This is a genomic window from Xanthomonas sp. 3793 (assembly GCF_024806835.1).
Classification (GTDB): Bacteria; Pseudomonadota; Gammaproteobacteria; order Xanthomonadales; family Xanthomonadaceae; genus Xanthomonas; species Xanthomonas arboricola_F.
Window position 1 is genome coordinate 130,639 of the sequence record NZ_JANTYU010000003.1, and the last position, 18,503, is coordinate 149,141.

The 18,503-nt window shown below is 66.7% G+C and carries 10 protein-coding genes and 1 riboswitch; of the genes, 2 read left to right on the forward strand and 8 right to left on the reverse strand.

Annotated elements, in window-relative coordinates; all coding sequences use genetic code 11:
* Window positions 1-53: 53 nt before the first annotated feature.
* From FHY18_RS11060 to FHY18_RS11095, 8 genes are all read right to left on the reverse strand, one after another.
* Window positions 54-1,550 carry a histidine-type phosphatase gene (locus tag FHY18_RS11060; RefSeq protein WP_259154464.1) on the reverse strand — a complete coding sequence of 499 codons (1,497 nt, stop codon included), beginning with the start codon at window positions 1,548-1,550 and terminating at the stop codon, window positions 54-56.
* The gene (locus FHY18_RS11065) at window positions 1,540-4,308 is read right to left on the reverse strand and encodes a TonB-dependent receptor (protein ID WP_259154466.1); all 2,769 of its coding nucleotides are present in this window, start codon (window positions 4,306-4,308) and stop codon (window positions 1,540-1,542) included. Before FHY18_RS11065 ends, FHY18_RS11060 begins: the two co-directional genes overlap by 11 nt.
* 550 nt (window positions 4,309-4,858) lie before the next feature.
* On the reverse strand, window positions 4,859-6,124 hold the full coding sequence (locus FHY18_RS11070; RefSeq protein ID WP_259154473.1) for an OmpA family protein: 1,266 nt from the start codon (window positions 6,122-6,124) through the stop codon (window positions 4,859-4,861).
* 293 nt (window positions 6,125-6,417) lie between these two features.
* Window positions 6,418-8,439, reverse strand: a complete 2,022-nt coding sequence (locus FHY18_RS11075; RefSeq protein WP_259155957.1) for an alpha/beta hydrolase — start codon at window positions 8,437-8,439, stop codon at window positions 6,418-6,420.
* A 2-nt stretch (window positions 8,440-8,441) separates the two neighbouring features.
* Window positions 8,442-9,479, reverse strand: coding sequence for a DUF4105 domain-containing protein (locus FHY18_RS11080; protein WP_259154476.1), 1,038 nt, complete (start codon window positions 9,477-9,479; stop codon window positions 8,442-8,444).
* Complete coding sequence (locus tag FHY18_RS11085; RefSeq protein WP_259154478.1) at window positions 9,476-10,048, reverse strand: TetR/AcrR family transcriptional regulator; 573 nt, start codon at window positions 10,046-10,048, stop codon at window positions 9,476-9,478. The genes FHY18_RS11080 and FHY18_RS11085 overlap by 4 nt, the downstream gene beginning before the upstream one ends.
* 80 nt (window positions 10,049-10,128) lie before the next feature.
* Window positions 10,129-12,843, reverse strand: coding sequence for a phosphoenolpyruvate carboxylase (gene ppc / locus FHY18_RS11090; protein ID WP_259154479.1), 2,715 nt, complete (start codon window positions 12,841-12,843; stop codon window positions 10,129-10,131).
* A 386-nt stretch (window positions 12,844-13,229) separates the two neighbouring features.
* Window positions 13,230-15,770 (reverse strand): prolyl oligopeptidase family serine peptidase, encoded by a 2,541-nt coding sequence (locus FHY18_RS11095; protein ID WP_259154481.1) that lies wholly within the window; start codon window positions 15,768-15,770, stop codon window positions 13,230-13,232.
* Between the two features lie 137 nt (window positions 15,771-15,907).
* A riboswitch (S-adenosyl-L-homocysteine riboswitch) is annotated at window positions 15,908-16,022 on the forward strand.
* 31 nt (window positions 16,023-16,053) lie between these two features.
* Here FHY18_RS11095 and ahcY point away from each other — a divergent pair.
* A complete protein-coding gene (gene ahcY / locus FHY18_RS11100) occupies window positions 16,054-17,496 on the forward strand; it encodes an adenosylhomocysteinase (protein WP_259154483.1) in 1,443 nt (480 codons plus the stop codon).
* A gap of 302 nt (window positions 17,497-17,798) precedes the next feature.
* Window positions 17,799-18,392, forward strand: a complete 594-nt coding sequence (locus FHY18_RS11105; protein ID WP_259154485.1) for a porin family protein — start codon at window positions 17,799-17,801, stop codon at window positions 18,390-18,392.
* Window positions 18,393-18,503: the final 111 nt, after the last annotated feature.

Genomic DNA, 18,503 nt, shown 5'->3' on the forward strand with positions numbered 1-18,503 from the left:
GCGAAGCCACACGCCATGCAGACCACCGCAGGACAGCTGTCGCGATCGCGAAACTACCGATCGAGCTGCAACTGCTGTTCGAGCGCCGTAGCAAAGTCCGCCAACGGGCAGGCCATGCGTTGCTCCGGAGCGCACAAGCCCAGTGACAGCTCCTGCTGCAGCGGCGGATGGGCAAGATCCAGTGGTGCCAGCGTGCGCAGTTGATCCAGCGATTGCGCCAGGTAGAGGGCGCGCACAACCTTCGTGCCGTCTTGCTCGCGCCACAAGCCGAGCACCAACGCGCCCCCCGGCGGCGGGTCGTCGGCGCCGTAGCCGGGTAAGTGGAAATGCACGCCCAGCAGCCCGCTCAATGCAGCGATGTGCGTATCGCTGCCGACAAACAACGAGACCTTCGGCGCCTGCACATCGCCGAACCGCTGCAGCACCTCGCGTGCCAGCGGTGCGCCGGAGCGCTGCGCCATGTAGTGCGGGCGCGCGTAGATATCGAACAACAGCGCGTGCAGGCGCGAGACCTGCGCCAGTCGTTCGGGTGTGGCGCGGCCCCAGCCGACCTGCGACAGCGGCAGGCCGTCGGCGTACTGCAGCAACAGCACTTCGCCGGTGCCGGAGGTCAGATCGATCGGCCCGCCCAAGGCCAGTCCACGCCCATTGGCCGATGGCGCCAACGTCGAGGGCATGCGCGCAAAGTCGCAAGGCGTGCGCGTGCAACCCAGGATCTGCTGCATCGCCTGCAACTCGTCCGCATGGCCTTGCAGCACTGCGGCAGGGCCACCGGTCTGCCGCTGGATCGATGCCACCGCGGCTGCCGCATCGAACGCCACCACGCCCGCCTCGATCGGCCGGAACAGCGGGTCGTTACTGCCCGCCTCGCGGTGCCCGGCGACGATGCCGCAGCCCGGCGCCAGTGCGTCGGCCAGCAAGGCACCGCTGTCGATGGTGCGCTGATCGGTATTGGCCCAGACCGACACGCTCCCCGGTGCCGGGCATCCGGTGCGCGGCAGCAGCGCCTGCTGGGCCAACCACTGACGCAGATACTCGCCGCTCAATCGCACTGCCTTGCGGCCGCGCGGAGTGAGCAGGCTGGCCGGGGTGGACCACTGCGGCCAGGCTTGGTCGGCGTAGCGCGCGGCAGCCGCCTCGCCCTGCAGCGGCGCACGCACACCGTGGCGGAACACCACCACCACGCGCTCCAGCTGCTCGGTTTGCCGGTCTGCGCCACCAGCGTCGTGGTCGCGATCATTCGCACGACCATGCGATGCGCTGCGCGAGGGCAATGCACAGCCGCCCAACAGCGCGGCAAGCGCCATCAGCAGGCAGGCAGCGGCGATCGCAGGCGCGATTCCGCGCCGCCGCACTTGCGCTGCGCGTAGCGGAGGCGACGCGATCCCCATCGCATCGCCTCCGGCCCCTTTGCATCGCCCAGACTGCGGCGGCTCCCCACCGCCAGTGAGTGCCCCGCACTGCGATGCGCCCTGCTCCGCAGCCTTGCGGTTGCGCTGCTGCACACCTGCCGACACGCCCCACCCTGCACAATCCGACTCAGAACACATATTTGGCGGTCACCAGGCTGGTCATGCCCGAATCGACGATGTCGGAAATGGCCGTGGTGTCGTGCCCCACATGCGCCCAATAGCTGTGCTGCCTGGTGAGATTGGCAACCGACAGATCCACACGCAGGTGATCGCCCGGCGCATAGCCCAGATGCAGATCGACGCGGGTGATCGGCTTGATCCACAGGTTGTCCCAGCGCGCGCCCTGGTTGAGATAGTCGTAGACCGACACGTATTCGCCGGAATAGTGGTAGCTCAGGTTGATCGACCACGGCCCCTTTTCGTAGAACACTTCCGCGTTGGCGAGCAGGTTCGGTGCATTCTGGATGCGTTCGTGCGCAAAGCCTGCTTCGCCCAGATCCACGCGTGTGGTCTGGCGGGTGACATTGGCGCCGATGCCGACGCCATCCAGCGGCGCAGGCAAGCCCTGGAAGGTCTGCCGCACGGCGGCCTCCAGGCCCAGCACGCGGCCGTCGCCACCATTTTGCGGACGCACGAAGCGGGTGCTGGCGGTGCCGCTCTGCCCGGCGTTGGCCGCCTCCGATCCACTCTCGTAGATGTAGTCGGTCAGGCGCTTGTAATAACCGGCCAGCATCGCGTGGCCGCCAGCGTCGTTCTGCCATTCGCCCGACAGATCCACGTTGAGCGACTTGATCGGTTTCAGATCCGGATTGCCTTCGGTGATGATGGTCTGGCCATCGCTGGAAATATCCGTGGAGCGGCCACCTCCCAGTTGCACGAATGCCGGGCGTGTGTAGCTGGTCCACACCGAGCCGCGATACACCGCGCTGTCGCCGGCGGGCCGGTAGTTCACGAAGACGCTTGGCAAGACCACGTTGTAACGGGTGCGATTGTTGGCGAATGCACCGACCTGCTCGGCCCCGTTGACGGCCGCCGGCTGCGCCCAGAAGGTGTTGGTGATGGCGGTATGTTCCAGGCGCACGCCCGGCAGGATTTCCCAATCGCCGCTATGCAATGTCGCCATCGCATAGGCAGCGCTGACCGCTTCGGTGGCGCGCATGGTATTGCAGTTGAGGTTATTGATCGCCAGTTTTCCGCAGCTGTCGAAACTGGCTGGCGTCAGCGTGCGTGCGATCAGGTCGTTGAGCGCGGCATTGCTCAGCCGCACCGTGGGCAGTGCGTATTGCCCCGGATAGACAGCGTCGTAGCGCTGCGCGATCAGCCCGGTGTCGCGCAGCAAGGTGCCGTCGGTGTACTTGGCATTGGTCCAGTCGCGATCGGTGAAGCTGCGCGAGCTGTCGACATACTTCACGCCGAACGCGATGCGGCTGAGCAGGCCGTCATCGAAATCGTAGCCCACATCGAATTTGCCGCCGCCCTTGTCCTGGCCGCTGTACTGCCTGGAAAGCTGCCCGGTACGTCGCGCGAACAGGCTGCCCACATCGGAGGCCTGTGCCTGCATCGCAGAAGTCAGCAGCGGGATGGGAAAGCCGTCGCCGTCGTAACTGATGAAGTGGTTCGCGCCGTAGGCGAAGTTGCTCGAGGTGTATTGATCGTTGCGCGCGGAAATTTCCACGTGGTCCGGGCGATCGTTGTTGCCGGTGCCGTAAAAGATGTTCGGCGCAAACGTCCAATGGCCGAGCTGTTTTTCCGCACCGAACTGGAGGGTGGCAAGGTCGGCCTGCTCGGGGTTGGTTTCGTACCAGTAGCGCACCGCGATGCGATTGATCTGCGGCTGGTACACGCCACTGCTGCCGATCTGGGTGAAGCTGACATTGGCCGGCACGAACTGCGTGTAGCCGGTGTTCTGCTCGGTCTTGGCGAAGGCGTAGGTCATGCGCGCATAGAGATGCAGACTGGGGTCCACACGCCAATCGAACGCCGCATTGCCGCCGTAGCGGCGGGTGTCGCCTTGCGAATACCCGATGTTGACGCCAGTGCTCTGCAGCACCTGTTGCGGGTCGCTGCCTGCAGCCAGATTGCCGCCGGCATCGGCGCGCGCAAACTCCCACGAACCATCGTTGCGCGCGGCCGACGCGCCGGCCACTTCGCTGTTCACGAAATGGCGTTCGTCGTAATACGCGCTGACCGCCACGCCGAGCTGCCCGGCGTCGCCAAAGCGTGCATGCCAATCGCCGGCTGCGCCGCTTCCCAGCCCGGAATCGCCGTAATCGCGCGCACGACTCTCCATGCGTCCGCTCAAGGTCACGCTGCCGCCCTGGCGATCGGGCGAATCGAAGGCGCTGGGCGTGCGGTAGTCGATGGTGCCGCCGATCGCATCGCCATCCATATCGGCGGTGGACGTCTTGTTCAACACGATGGTCTGCAGGCCCGAGGGCGGCAGCAGGCTCAATTGCACACCACGGCTGTACGGCATGCCCTGCGCGACGTTGATGCCGTTGATCAGGTTGACGTTGTACTCGGCATTGAGGCCGCGCACCGACGAAAACATGCCTTCGCCGCGCGCGGCGCCATCGATGCCGCCGAAGTACGATTGCCCGGTATTGATGACATTGACGCCCGGCATCAGCCCCAATGCTTCGGCCACGTTGTGCACGGCGGTGGTCTTGAGGTCGTCGGCCGACAACACGTTGACGGTGTTGGTCGCGGCCATCTGCATGTCAGTCGCGTTGTAACGGGTGGCGGCGACGGTGACCTTGTCCAAGGTCGCCATCTCGCCTTGCGCAGGCGTTGCTGCGGCAGACTGCGCGGCTGCATGGCCGCACACGATCGACAACGACACGCACAAGGCCTGCGACAGGCGCGAAGGACGCGACAACGTACAACGAACGATCATGATCAAATCCGATGCGTGCAGCAACGCGCCATGGACTCATGCCACGGCGGCGCCACGGTGATGTGTGGGAGAGCGACGCGGCCTGCAGCGGCGGACCTGCGTCACACCTGCAAGCAGGCGCCGCGCATGGTGGTGACGGCATATTTCAATGCCGTGACGCGAGCTGCCGACATGACAAATGCGCGCAGCGAGCGCGCAAGTCGGCATAGTCGCTGGCGTATGGAAGCGCGGATCGCTGCCGGCATGCGCATACGGCCGCTTGCGCGGGTGCGCACGCATCTTCGCAGGGCGCGACACGACCACGCATGACGCGGTGGCGTCATGGTTCCAGCCGTGTGTCTCGCAGCAAAGCGGCCCCTTCTGCGAAGAAGATGCCCACAGCGCGCTTGAAGGTCCGACGTACGCGACGACGCGTCGTGACGCATCGCGACTCGCGAGGCGACAATCCGCTCGCGACAGCGCCCAAGGCCTGCGTCAGCGTGATCGAGATCTGTGCCGACGCAGCACGCAGCTGCAGCCGATCGCGCTCACCCCATCCTGCGTATCCCACTCATGTGCGCAGGAAGATCTCGACGCGGCGATTGAGTTGACGACCGCCCGGATTGTCCTGGCCGTTGACCGTGTTGGGCGCCACCGGTTGCGATTCGCCATAGCCTTTTGCGCCGGCGGCCTGTGCGGCGCCGCGTGTGAGCAATGCGGCCAGCACCGCGTTGGCGCGGCGCTCGGACAGGGACTGGTTGTAGGCGTCGTCGCCCTTTGCATCGGTGTGCCCGCGCACTTCCAGCTGCTTGGTGGTCACCTTGCCCAGCGCGGCAGCCAGCGTGTCGAGGACGCGTGCGGCATCGGTGCGGATGTCGGACTTGTCGAAGTCGAACAGGATGCGGTCGTTCAAGCTGATCAAATAGCCACAAGGCGCCCCGGGCGGAGCGAACTTCTGCAACGGCGGGAAGCGGCCGGCCGGCGGTACCTTCGGCAGCGGCGGCATGCGCACTTCGCGCGGCGGGATGCCGACCGTGCCGGTCCCGTCGCCGCGGTTCTGCACCAGGCCATCCGGCCCGTTCCAGGTGCCGGAACCATCGGCATTGACGGTGACCAACCCGCGCGGCCCATTCCAGGTGCCGCTGCCATCGCCGTGATTGTCGATCAGGCCGCTCTTGTCGCTGTTCCAGGTGCCTGCGCCCTTGCCGTTCAAACTGATCAAGCCGGCCGGGCCGTTGTAGGTGCCGCCCCCGTTGGATTGCACATCGATGAGGGCATCGTCGCCGCCCTGCCCGGATGCGTTGATGGTGCCGCTGCCATCGGCGTTGACGTTGACCAGGCCGCCCTCGAAGTTGGCGGTGCCGCTGCCGTCGGCCTTGAGGTTGAACAGGCCGTCGCCGCCGTTGCGCAGCAGGTTGCCGTCGGCGTCGACGCTGGTGATGCCGGCATCGTTGATCAACGCGCCGCCATCGCCGCAGCGCGCAGGTGCGACGCTGACGCCTTCGATCGGGTCGAGGATGTCCTGCAGCGAGGCTTCCAGCGCGCGTTGGGCCGGGGTAACGCCGACGATCTCGGGGATGACGATGGTGGGGATGGCCGGAAATTCCGGCACGGTTTCATCCGCTGCTGCGGACGCGTCCGGCGCGCCGTTGGCCTGCGCCGCCTGCGCTGCTGCGGGCGCTGGATCGGCAGCCGCCGCTGCATCCTTCGCACCTTCGCCACGTCCGCAACCGACCAGCAACAGCGGGACCCACAGCACTGCCGACAGCTTGCGCATCGCCTCTTCCTTGTTCGAGCCTGTACGAGAGCTGCCTGATAGCACGCGCACGGTAAACAAGGCGCTAAGGGCCGGTCCGGATGCTTGCCGACGGCACTGCCGGCGCTAACGGCAACGTGCTTGCAGATGACGGCTGCGCGTCGAGAAACAGACCGATCGAGCAGGGTACGGCAGCGTGGCACGCGGCAACACGAGGATGCCGTCAGCGGGCAACCTGCTGGATGCAAGGCGAGCCGCGCCCCCCATGCGCGCGGCGCGGCCGTCACCAGGCGCGGCGCGCGTATCTGCATGCCAGCTCCGCCGCGCTTTCCGGCAATCGTCCTCGGCATCCAGCGATCGCGCGGGCCGCAGCCTCACAACATCGCGGGCGTCGCCGCAGCCGCGGGCGCGGCACCCTGCGCAGGTGCCTGCCCGGCCTCGGCCTGCAATTGCGCATGCAGGATGCGGCGGATCTCCAGGATCGCCTGCGGGGTTTCCTGCACGCTGTGCCAGGAGGTCACCACCAGCTCGGAGGCGGCACCGTCCAGATGCGCGCTACGATACGGCACCAGGCCGTCGTCGGAATCGGCCAGCGGCACCTGCGGCTTTTCGCGGCCGACGATGGTGTGGTACCGCACCTGCGGCGAGATCGGCAGATCCATCGTGGCACGCACGAACGGGTCGGTATCGCGCAGGTTGTCGATGCTGGTGGGCGGCAGCAGGCGCCCCTTGCGCCGGTAGTCACCGCCGTGCCCCTCGCGCTCGCTGTTGGCGAGATCCTGCAGAACGTCGCCGAAGCGATCCAGCAAGGCCACCGGCAGCCGCACCAGGCGGCCGACGAAGCGCCCGAGCCCACCTTCGGCCAGTGGCGTGCCGCGGTGCGGTGCGGCGATGAAGATGGCGCGGTCGATTTGCGGCATTGGCGAAAAATGCAGCAATGGCGACAACGTCGCACGCACCCGTGCGCCGCGCTCGCCGTCCAGCCGATAGTCCTGCAGCAGCGCGTTCCACAGCTGTTCGCCGGACGCAGACACCAACAGGCGCCCGATCACCCCGCCCATGCTGTGGCCGATCAACACCATGTCCTGCGAGGCGATCGCCGTGCCGGATGGGTCGAAGTGGCGCAGGCTGCGCTCCACCAATGCCTGGATTTCCGCACGATTGACCGCAATCGGCGCATTGGTGGGGTAATACACTTGCCAGATCTGATACCGCTGACGCAGGGTTTCGTCGCCCATCACTTCATTGGCCACGTTGACCCAGGCTTCCGGGCTGCTGGCCAGCCCGTGCAGCATCAGCAGCACGCGGCGGTTGGGGTCGTAGGGCTGCATCAGATACAGATGCGGGCGATCGATGCCGCGCGCGCTGCCCAGCATCGAGCGCAGCGATTGCGCGGCAAAGCCCGACTTGGCCAGCCACAGCCCGTAGGCGGCGGTGAAGTTGGCTGCCAGCGGTACACGCTGACCATGCAGCACCACCTCGTTCTGGCGATACGGGTCGTACGGCACCACGGTGACCACATCGGTCCGCAGCACCGCATCCAGGGTATCGCCATCGAAACGCAGCAGCAGCGTTGCCGGTGCGTACGGCATCTCGCTGAAGGTCGGTATCGGGCGCTGTGGCGGCGCACTTGCGGCGGCGGCTTGCTGCAGGGCCAGCCCGGCCGGGTCGCCGACCACCTGCGGGTCCACTTCGGCCACCAGTTCGGCACCGAAGCCATCGCGTCGATAGGTGCTGCGCAATCCATTGAAGCGTAGCGCCGAGGCGGCAAAGATCGCGCGCGGCGTGTTGCCGCCACCCGGCAGCCGATACGCGGACATGTCGATGGCCACCTGCCAGCGGCCCACCTGCGTCGGCGTAGGCACCGTGTCGCCGGCCTGTTGCGCGCGCGCGAACAGCCGTTCGACCACCTGCTGCACGGCATAGTTGTAGTAGTCGCGCACCTGCGTCTGGCGGTTTTCGAACGCGCGCGCACTCGGGGCCCGCGCGGTGAAAAACAGATAGGCATAGGCGTGCCGCGCGGCCTCCAGCCAGGCCTGCACCGCCGCGTCGCTCATCTGTGCCGGGTTGCGGCCGCTCAGGTCGGTCGCGTGTGCCGTCCACAGCTCGGCTTGCGTGGCCAGGCGGCGCTCATCGCCGACGCCTGCCACCGTGGTGAGCTGCTGCGCGCACGGCAACGGCTGCTTGCGGCAGGCCTTGGGGTGCAGCCCGGCCACCTGCAAGGTCTCGCTGCCGGCCTGGCTGAGCGCACCGGTGCTGAGCACATCGCCACGCGTGCGCGCGATGTAGTCGCCGCTGTTGCGCGCTTGCACCGTGACCATCGCGCAGCCGCTCAGCCACGTGCAGGCGAGCAGCGCCGCCAAGACCACGGTGACGCGACGCGGATGCCCGTGCATCATCACCGTGATGCGCTCGTCGATACGCCGGGCGCAGGCGCCTGCGGCATGCCGGCGCGGATGCGTTCGGAGAAGTCGGCCGCGGTGTCGGCGGCGATGGCTCGCGCGGTGAAGTGCCCGCGCTGCTTCAAGGTCGCAAAGTCATAGCCCGGCATCAGGCCATGATGGTCGTACGCGTACTGATCGGCGTAGCCGGACAGCAGCAAGCGGTGATCCAGCGGCAAGCTGGGCTGCAGCTGGCGCACCAGGGCATACACGATCGTGGTGCAGTTGCTGGTCAGCGTGTTGTAGAAGGCCGGCTTGCGATTCAAGTCGTTGGCCAGCGCCACGTAGCCCATGAACATGCGCCGCAGACCCGCCCTGGGAATGGCCAGGCGATACAGGTACATGTCTTCGCCACGCACGTTGGTGCGCACGCGCAGGATGTCGCGCTCGTCGGCGGCCACCAGGGTTTCTTCGAAGCTGCGGAAGAAGCCGCCCACCGCAGAAAACGATTCGCCGCGTTCCTTGCGGATTTCCAGCGAGAACACCACGTGCGAGCCATCGTCGAAGCCGAACGACACCAGCGTGTGCGCAATCGCCGGGCCCATCCAGTACGACAGGGCCAGATCGGCGCTGACCAGGCGATCCAGATCGTACTGGCGGGTCTCCCAGCGTGGGACGTAGTTGGTTTCGCTACGCCAATCGAAGTTGCGCACGTTGTGCAGGGTGACGATGTTGCCGCGCACCTGCGGCTGCAGGCGCTGGGCGACATCGTCGGCCCAGTCGCGGTCCTGGCTGGGCTGCATCAACCCCCACGACACCGCCAGCGCCACGAACGCGGCACCGAAGATGCCCACCAGGGCCCAGTTCTCGCGGCCACGGCGCAAGCCCCATAGCGCGGCCAACGCCATCGCGCACCACGAGGCCACCCAACCGCCACGCACCAGGGCGTTGCCGGTGAGCGCGAAATAGATCGCCAGGCCGCCCCACAGCGCCGCCAGCACCAGCAGCGCGCGCAGCGCCCAGCGGCCGATCGCCGCGCGGGTGGCTGGTGTCATCGCGTGCCGCCTTGCGGCACCTGCATGCCCAGCGCGTGCATCAACAGGTCCGCCGAGCGATGCGCCAGGCGCTTGCGCTCCGCTTCGTCGTTACCGCGCAGGCAACTGCCCAGCATGTCGATCACCAGCAGCAGTTGCTCGTCGTCGACATCGGCCCGGCACAGGCCGGCATCGCGGGCGCGGTGCACGAACGGCAAGAAGATCGCCACAACCCGCCGGTCGGCCGCTTCCACCGCCGGATTTGCGCGTTCCATCGAGCGCCAGAAATCCACCAGCGGCGCAGACTGGGCGATGTGCTCGGCCACGTCGTGCAGCAGCACGGCCAGGCCGTCCGCTCGGTCGGCCAGATCGGCGGCCAGCCGCTCCAGGCCATCCAGACCACGCGCCATCAGCGCGGTCATCAACGCCACCCGATCCGGAAAATTGCGGTACAGGGTGGCGCGGCCGAGGCCGGCACGTTCCACCACCAGTTCCAACGGGGCATTGACGCCGTGTTCGCTGAACACTTCGTCGGCGGCATCGAGAATCTGCCGGCGGCGTAGCGCGGCATCGGGGCGGGGAGTCGTCATGCCGGCATTATCGGACAGATTTGTCCGCTAATGCCAGAGTCCGCTTGCCGCTTGCGCGCCCTCTCCGACCAACGGTCGGATCAGCCGGTGTTCTGCACGCCTTGCGAGACGCCGTTGACGCAGGCGACCAGCGCACGCAGCAGGTCCTCGTCTTCGCCACCGGTGGCGCGCCAACGTTGCAGCAGGTCGACCTGCAATACGCTGATCGGGTCGATGTAAGGGTTGCGCAGGCGGATCGACAACGCCAGGCGCGGGTCGTGCTGCAGCAACGATTGCTGTTGCAGCAGCGCCTTGACCCAGTGCTTGGTCAGCGCCAGTTCGTCGCGAATCTGCGGAAAAAACCGCGCATGCAGGTCGCCCGACAAGCGCGAGAACAGCTCGGCGATGTTGAGGTCGCCCTTGGACAGCACCATGGCGATGTCGTCCAGGAAGGTGCGGAAGAACGGCCAGTCCTGCGCCATCTCGCGCAGGCTGTCCTCATGCCCGGCCTCCACCGCCGCCTGCAAGCCGCTGCCCACGCCGAACCAGCCCGGAATCACCGCGCGCGCCTGGCTCCATGCAAACACCCACGGGATCGCGCGCAGATTCGACAGCGCCGCGTCCTGGCCCAGCCGACGCGAGGGGCGCGAGCCCAGCGTCATGCGTTCGATCACATCGATCGGCGTGGCCAGGCGGAAGTACTGCATGAAATCCGGTGCACCGACGAAGGCGCGATAGGCCACGCTGCTGCGTTCGGCAACCAGATCCATCACCGGACGCCAGGTGTCCTCGCGCGGCTCGGGCATACGCGGGCGCAGGCTGGACAGCAATACCGCGCCGGTCATCTGCTCCAGCGAGCGCAAGGCCAGTGCGCGAATGCCGTACTTGCGATGGATCACCTCGCCCTGCTCGGTGACGCGCAAGCGGCCGTCGACGCTGCCGCGCGGCGCCGCATCCAGCGCGCGGCTGGTCTTGCCGCCGCCGCGGGCGATCGAGCCGCCGCGCCCGTGGAAAAAGGTCAGCCGCACGCCGAGTTCGGCGGCCGCTTCCAGCAGTTCCACCTGCGCGCGCTGCAGGCCCCAGCGCGACGCCGCGATGCCGCCGTCCTTGCCGCTGTCCGAATAACCCAGCATCACCATCTGCGTATCGCCGCGCGCCGCCAGATGCTGGCGATACACCGGGTCGGCCAGCAAGTCCTGCACGGTGCCGGTGCCGCCGCGCAGATCGTCCACGGTTTCGAACAGCGGCACGATATCCAGCGGTACGGCACCAGCGTCATCGACCAGGCCACCGCGCCGCGCCAGGGCGAGCACGGTGAGCACGTCGGCGCGGTTATGCGCCATCGAAATGATGTAACTGCCCAGCGCATCGGCGCCGTGGCGCGTGCGTGCATCGGCAAGTGCGGCGAACACCGCGTCCAGCCGCGCATTGCCGTCGTCCTGCACACGCGGCAACGCCTGCTCGCCAGACGCGTACGGGCCCAGCAGCGCGGCGCGCTGGGTGGCGTCCTGCGCGTCCCAGTCGCCCTGTTCCAACGCATCGGCAACCGCGCGCGCATGCACGCTCGATTCCTGACGCACATCCAGACGCGCCAGATGGAACCCGAAGCTGCGCACGCGCCACAACAGCCGACGCACCGCAAACCAACCGGCATGCAGCCCCTTGTTGGCCTGCAGGCTGTCCAGGATCACCTGCAGATCGTGCTCCAGCTCCGACGGTGCGCTGTAAGCGCCATCGGCATCGTCCAGCGTGGCCTGCAGCCGTGCACGCATCAGGTCGTTGAGCAGCCGGTACGGCATGTCGCCGTGGCGCGGGCGCGAGCGCGCGGCTGCGTCCGGCAGCAATGCGCGGTAGCGCTCCAGTTGCGCATTCAATGCCGGGCTCGCCGCCACCAGCGTGGTCGACTGGCTGAGCAGGCTGGCCAGTTGCCAGAGTTCCTTCTGGTAGCGGTCCAGCACCGCACGGCGCTGCGCATCCAGGGTGCCGGCGATGGTGGTGGCATCCACGTTGGGATTGCCGTCCATGTCGCCGCCCACCCAGGTGCCGAAGCGCAGCAGCCGCGGCAGGGTCGGCACGCTGCCGTAGGTTTCTTCGATGGCGTGTTCGAGGGTTTCGTACATCACCGGGATGACGCGATAGAGCACCTGGGTGAGATAGAACCCCACGTGTTCGCGTTCGTCGTCCACTGTGGGACGCACCGGCGAGGAATCGGCGGTCTGCCAGGACGCGGTCAGGGCCATGCGGAAGCGCGCCGCATCGCTGGCGCGCTCGTTGGGGGTGCGCATGCCGTCGAGGTTGTCGACCAGGCTGGCGACCATCAGCTGTTCTTTTTCCAGCAGCGCGCGGCGCACCGCTTCGGTGGGGTGCGCGGTGAACACCGGCTCCACGTCGATGCGCGGCAACCACTGGCTGAGTTCTTCCAGGCTCACGCCCTGCGCCTTGAGCCGGCGCAGGGCATCGTGCAGGCCATCGGGCTGCGGCGTATCGGTACCGCTGCGCTGGTACTCGCGGCGGCGGCGGATGCGATGCACGCGCTCGGCGATGTTGACCACCTGGAAATAGGTGCTGAAGGCACGCACCAGCGATTCGGCATCGCGCGGCTCACGGCCGGTCAGCTGCTCGCTCAACGTGGAAGGCGGCGCATCGCTCTCGCGACGCGCAATGGCGGTGGTACGGACGCGTTCGATTTCGTCGAGGAATTCTGCAGACACCTGCTCGGCGAGCAGATCGCCGACCAGTGCACCCAGGCGACGCACATCGTCGCGCAAGGGAAGATCGGGGGTAGCGAACACAAGACTGCTGCGGTACTCGTTCATCGGAAACGCACACCCTCATCAAGCGCAAAGTCGTCGAAGACTAACCCAAAAGGATTAGATGATCGCGACCATCACGACGGTTTCAACACCAACCATCGTGTGCGCCTACCGACGACCTGTAGGAGCGGGCTTGCCCGCGATGGGCGTTGCCGGCAACGCCCATCGCGGGCAAGCCCGCTCCTACGCGACGTGGCTTCCCTGGCAAGGCCCTCGCGGGCAAGCCCGCTCCTACGGGTGATCGCGCAACCATCCACGCGGCTCAGCAGACGTTGCCGGCAGCGCAACAGCCGCATCCGCTGTAGGAGCGCACCAGGGCGCGACGAAGCTTCACCGGTAACGCCGCATCGCGCGCAAGCGCGCTCCTACCGGTGCCAGCGCACCATCGATCAACGCGCGCGTGTCGCACCGGTCTCCTTCACCGGCTCGCCAAGATTGCTCTTCAACCACTGTTCGCTCTCGGCCAGCATCTGCAGGATCGATTGCCGCGCGCGATACGCATGCGATTCGTTGGGCAGCATCACCAGCTTCGCGGTGCCGCCCAGACCCTTGATCGCGGCGAACATGCGCTCGCTCTGGATCGGGAAGGTGCCGGTGTTGTTGTCGTCCTGGCCGTGGATCAGCAGCAGCGGGTCCTTGATCTTGTCGGCGTAGTTGAACGGTGACATCGCCTGATACACCGATTGCGCCTGCCAGTAGTTGCGTTCCTCGGCCTGGAAGCCGAACGGCGTGAGCGTGCGGTTGTAGGCGCCGCTGCGTGCGATGCCGGCCTTGAACAGCCGCGTGTGCGCGAGCAGGTTGGCCGTCATGAACGCACCGTACGAATGCCCGCCGATGGCGATGTGCTCGCGGTCGGTGACCCCGCGCCGTACCACTTCATCCACCGCCGCCTGTGCGTCGGCGATCAGCTGCGGCACATAGGTGTCGTTGGGTTCGGCATCGCCTTCGCCGACGATCGGCATGGTCGGGTTGTTGAGCACCACATAGCCGATTGCCAGGAACGCCTGCGGCCCCCAGTAGCTGATCGCATTGAAGCGATACGGCGAGTCGGTGACCTGGCTGGCGGTGTCGGCACTCTTGAACTCGCCCGGATAGGCCCACATCAGCAGCGGGCGTGGGCCGTCGCGTTTGGGGTCGTACCCCGGCGGCAGCAACAGCGTGGCGGTGAGGTCCACGCCATCGGCGCGCTTGTAGCGGATCTGCTCCTTCTGCACGCCGCGCAACTGTGGCAACGGGTGCGCGAACTGCGTCAGCGCACGCGGTGCCGGCGCCGCATCGCCCAGCGACTGCACGAAATAATTGGCGGGTTCTTCAGGCGATTCGCGGCTGAGCAGCAACTGCGTGCCCTGCGCATCCAGCAATGCCAGCGGCGCGGAATAGGTAGGCGCCTGCGAATGGAACAGCCGTGTGACGCGCTTGCTCTGCAGATCGAAGCGATCCACGAACGGGCGGTCGCCTTCCGGCGAAGCACCCTTGCCGAGCAGGAACAGGCTGCTGCCATCGGCACCGGTCTGCAGCAACGCGCGGCCCTTGCCATCGGCCACCGTCGCCGGCGTGCCGGGATCGTTATAGCGGTCCTGCGAGGAACGATCCCACAGCAGTTCCGGCGCGCGCTGCGGCTGGTCTGGCGCAATGCGCCACTGCTTGGTGCGCCGGGTCTTCCACCAGCTCTCGCTGAGGATGGCCAGATCGCCGCGGCCCCACTGGATGCCCTCGAACCGGCTGCCCAGCTGCGCCAGCGTCACCGGCCCACGCGCGAATGGCGCCGCCTGCATCCGGACCACATCGCGCACCTTGCTCTCGCGTGCCGGGTCGCCGCCATCCTGCGCCTCGGCCCAGACCAGGGTGGCCGGCGCATCGTGCCGCCAGGCGATGTCACGCACGCCGGTGGGCACGGCGTCGTTGCCGGTCGGCAAGCCTTCCACCAATGGCAACTGGGCAATCTGGCGCACCAGCTTGCCCTGCAGGTCCAGCACCTCGATGCGGCGCGCGAAATTGTCTACCGGCACCAGGTAGGAAAACGGCCGCTCGCTGCGTTCGCTCAGGATGTAGCGCCCATCCGGGGACACCGACAGGTTGAGGTAGATGCCGGGCGTGGCGATCGGGCGCACCTGCCCGGTGACGCTGACGATGACCGGCTGGCCGGTGGCGTAGTACTCGAACACGCGCGCATCGGCCTCGTTGCGCAGCAGGTCCTGATAGGTCGGCAGCGAGCGCACGCCGGCGGCGGCACTGGTCTGCTGGGTCGCCGGGCCGTCCGGCACCGCGTCGCGGGGCGGCGGCGCGCCCTGCCCTGCCACTTGCTGTTGCAACAGCAGGCCGCTGCCGTCGGGCAACCAGTGCAACTCGTCGTCGACGCTGGTATTCAAGCCAGCGACCAGGCGCCTGGCCTGCCCGGCCGCCACGTCCACCAGCCACAGCTCGTTGGCACCGCTGGTCGCGTCCTCGCGCCGGAACGCCAGGTAGCGCTGGTCCGGCGACCAGCTCAGCGTGGCCAGCGACAACGGCGTCGGCAGCCCGGCGATCTGCCGCTCGCTGCCATCGGCTACCGACAGCAGCCACAGCCTGCCGGCGAAGGCAAACCGGCTGCTGGCGAAGGTCTTGGGATGAATGCGCAGGCCGGCCAGCTTGAGCTCGGGCTGGGCCACCTCGGCGATGTCCGGCAATGCCGGCAACTGCAGCATCGCAGCCAGATCGCGTTTGGGCGAGAGGTGCAGCAGCGGCGCGCGCGGTGCGTCGACCACTGCCTGCAGCGCCTTGGAGGGCAGTTGATACCCGCTACTTGCTGCCGCGGCGGTGGGTGTCGCTGGTGAGCTGGCCGCCGATGCCAGCAACGGCGCGCTCAACCCCAGCGCTCCTGCGCCTGCCCACGCCAACGCCACCGCCCATGTGTGCTGCCGCCAGCCTTGCGCATTCCGTTTCGCCTGCATTGTCCACTCCCGGTCTCGATCAACCCTGGACCTTAGCAGCCGCTCGTCGGCGACTCCCCTGCCGTTGGTTGGGGGTCGTGCCACTTCATGCCGGCCAATTCATGCCGGAGGGGGGTGCTGCCGATATACTCGGCGCTCTCGTCGAGGGGCGCTGCGACCGGTATGGCGGACTGATCCGCCAACTACACCAAAAGGTGCAGGAAATACGGCCAGGCTCGACAAGCACCCATCGTTCAACGGCGCCCGGAATTGCAGACATCGATCTGCCTACCGGAGCTATTGCATGAACGCTGTCACGAAAATCGCCCCACACAACGACTACAAGGTCGCCGACCTCTCCCTGGCCGATTGGGGCCGCAAGGAGCTGGACATCGCCGAGCACGAGATGCCGGGCCTGATGTCGATCCGCCGCAAGCATGCGCAGAGCAAGCCGCTCAAGGACGTGCGCATCACCGGCTCGCTGCACATGACCATCCAGACCGCCGTGCTGATCGAAACGCTCAAGGACATCGGCGCCAACGTGCGCTGGGCCTCGTGCAACATCTTCTCGACCCAGGATCACGCCGCAGCCGCCATCGCGGTCAGCGGTACGCCGGTGTTCGCCTGGAAGGGTGAGACGCTGGAAGAGTATTGGGACTGCACCCTGGACGCGCTGACCTTCACCCTGGCCGACGGCACCCAGACCGGCCCGGAGCTGGTGGTGGACGACGGCGGCGACGTCACCCTGCTGATCCACAAGGGCTATGAGCTCGAAAACGGCAGCACCTGGGTCGACGAGCCGGCCTCCTCGCACGAAGAAGGCGTGATCAAGGCGCTGCTCAAGCGCGTGGCCGTCGAGCGTCCGGGTTACTGGACCCGCGTGGTCAAGGACTGGAAGGGCGTCTCCGAAGAGACCACCACCGGCGTGCACCGCCTGTACCAGATCGCCGAAGCCGGCAAGCTGCTGATCCCGGCCATCAACGTCAACGACTCGGTCACCAAGAGCAAGTTCGATAACCTCTACGGCTGCCGCGAGTCGCTGGCCGATGGCCTCAAGCGCGCGATGGACGTGATGCTGGCCGGCAAGGTTGCCGTGGTCTGCGGCTATGGCGACGTCGGCAAGGGCAGTGCCGCCTCGCTGCGCGCCTACGGCGCCCGCGTGATCGTCACCGAGATCGACCCGATCTGCGCCCTGCAGGCGTCGATGGAAGGCTTCGAGGTCAACACCATCGAATCCACCCTGGGCCGCGGCGACATCTATGTCACCACCACCGGCAACAAGGACATCATCACCGTCGAGCACCTGCAGGCGATGAAGGACCAGGCCATCGTGTGCAACATCGGCCACTTCGACAACGAGATCCAGGTCGATGCGCTGAATGCACTCAAGGGCGTGGAGAAGATCAACATCAAGCCGCAGGTGGACAAGTATGTGTTCGCCAACGGCAACGCGATCTTCCTGCTGGCCGACGGCCGCCTGGTGAACCTGGGCTGCGCCACCGGCCACCCGAGCTTCGTGATGTCCAACTCGTTCGCCAACCAGACCCTGGCGCAGATCGACCTGTGGGAAAAGCGCGACAGCTACGAGAAGAAGGTCTACATCCTGCCCAAGCACCTGGACGAGGAAGTGGCCCGTCTGCACCTGGAAAAGATCGGCGTCAAGCTGACCACGCTGACCAAGGACCAGGCCGAGTATCTGGGCGTGGACGTGGCTGGTCCGTACAAGCCGGATCATTACCGCTACTGATCCATCGGGCGAGCCATCGCCCAGGCAAGGACGTGCAGAGAAAACGGGCGCCGCAAGGCGCCCGTTTTGCATGCGATCGGCGAACCGAACGCGCCTTGATGGTGCTGGCTGCAACGCTGTCTTGCGTCGAGGGAGTACCGCACCACCAGTGCAGTGCCGCGCTTGGGAAGATCGGGTGCTGCACACGTCTGCGGCTAACAACTTTCCAAACTCCGCCGACCAACATGGCGCGCAACGCTTGCGCCGCTCATGGCGTGCGTTGGTGATTCCTCGCCGCATTCGCACTTTCAAGAGAACTCGTCATGAACAAATGCATGCTCACGTTGGCGCTTTCGGCGCTGGTACTGGCGGCTGCACCCGATGTCTTCGCGCAGTCCGCATCCGGCGACGGTGCGGGTTGGTTCGTCAACGGCGGGGTCGGCCGCACTTCGCTCAAGAGCGGGCCTTACGATGGCAGCGATACCGGCCACAACGTCTCCGCCGGGTATCGCTGGAACGCGCTGTTTCCGTGGCTATCGATTGGCCTGGAAGCTGGATACAACGATCTTGGCAATATCCAGGCGAAAAACCTGTTCAGCGGTGATGCGGTCGTGGAAGACGAGAGCCAGCTACGTGGATGGACGGTCGGGGTGAGCCAGCGCTTCGCACTGGGCGACAAGTGGTACGCAAGCATGCGTGGCGGGCTGTATGGCTGGAAGGGCCAGGGCCTGCGCAATGACACCGTGTCGGACCGCTCCGACCTGGACAAGCTCTCGTGGTACGCGGGCGCCGGCGTGGGCTACAACCTGGGCGAGCACTTCAGCATCGGCGCCAACTACGACCATTACAACGCCAAGAAATTCGATGTCGATCTGAGCACCGACATGGCATCGGTGAATGCCGAGTACCGGTTCTGACAGTCATCGGAATGTCGAGCTGCGGTGCGTTCGGAAAACCGCAGACGCAGCTCGGCTCTACAGCCGCACGTGCAATCCGTTCAGGCCAGGCGAAAGGATGCGCTTGCGGTG

Excerpts from the sequence above, each read along its gene's own strand:
- FHY18_RS11060 (WP_259154464.1), bottom strand. The coding sequence starts at position 1,550 with ATGTGTTCTGAGTCGGATTGTGCAGGGTGGGGCGTGTCGGCAGGTGTG.
- FHY18_RS11065 (WP_259154466.1), bottom strand. The coding sequence starts at position 4,308 with ATGATCGTTCGTTGTACGTTGTCGCGTCCTTCGCGCCTGTCGCAGGCC.
- FHY18_RS11075 (WP_259155957.1), bottom strand. The coding sequence starts at position 8,439 with ATGCACGGGCATCCGCGTCGCGTCACCGTGGTCTTGGCGGCGCTGCTC.
- FHY18_RS11080 (WP_259154476.1), bottom strand. The coding sequence starts at position 9,479 with ATGACACCAGCCACCCGCGCGGCGATCGGCCGCTGGGCGCTGCGCGCG.
- FHY18_RS11085 (WP_259154478.1), bottom strand. The coding sequence starts at position 10,048 with ATGACGACTCCCCGCCCCGATGCCGCGCTACGCCGCCGGCAGATTCTC.
- ppc (WP_259154479.1), bottom strand. The coding sequence starts at position 12,843 with ATGAACGAGTACCGCAGCAGTCTTGTGTTCGCTACCCCCGATCTTCCC.
- FHY18_RS11095 (WP_259154481.1), bottom strand. The coding sequence starts at position 15,770 with ATGCAGGCGAAACGGAATGCGCAAGGCTGGCGGCAGCACACATGGGCG.
- ahcY (WP_259154483.1), top strand. The coding sequence starts at position 16,054 with ATGAACGCTGTCACGAAAATCGCCCCACACAACGACTACAAGGTCGCC.
- FHY18_RS11105 (WP_259154485.1), top strand. The coding sequence starts at position 17,799 with ATGAACAAATGCATGCTCACGTTGGCGCTTTCGGCGCTGGTACTGGCG.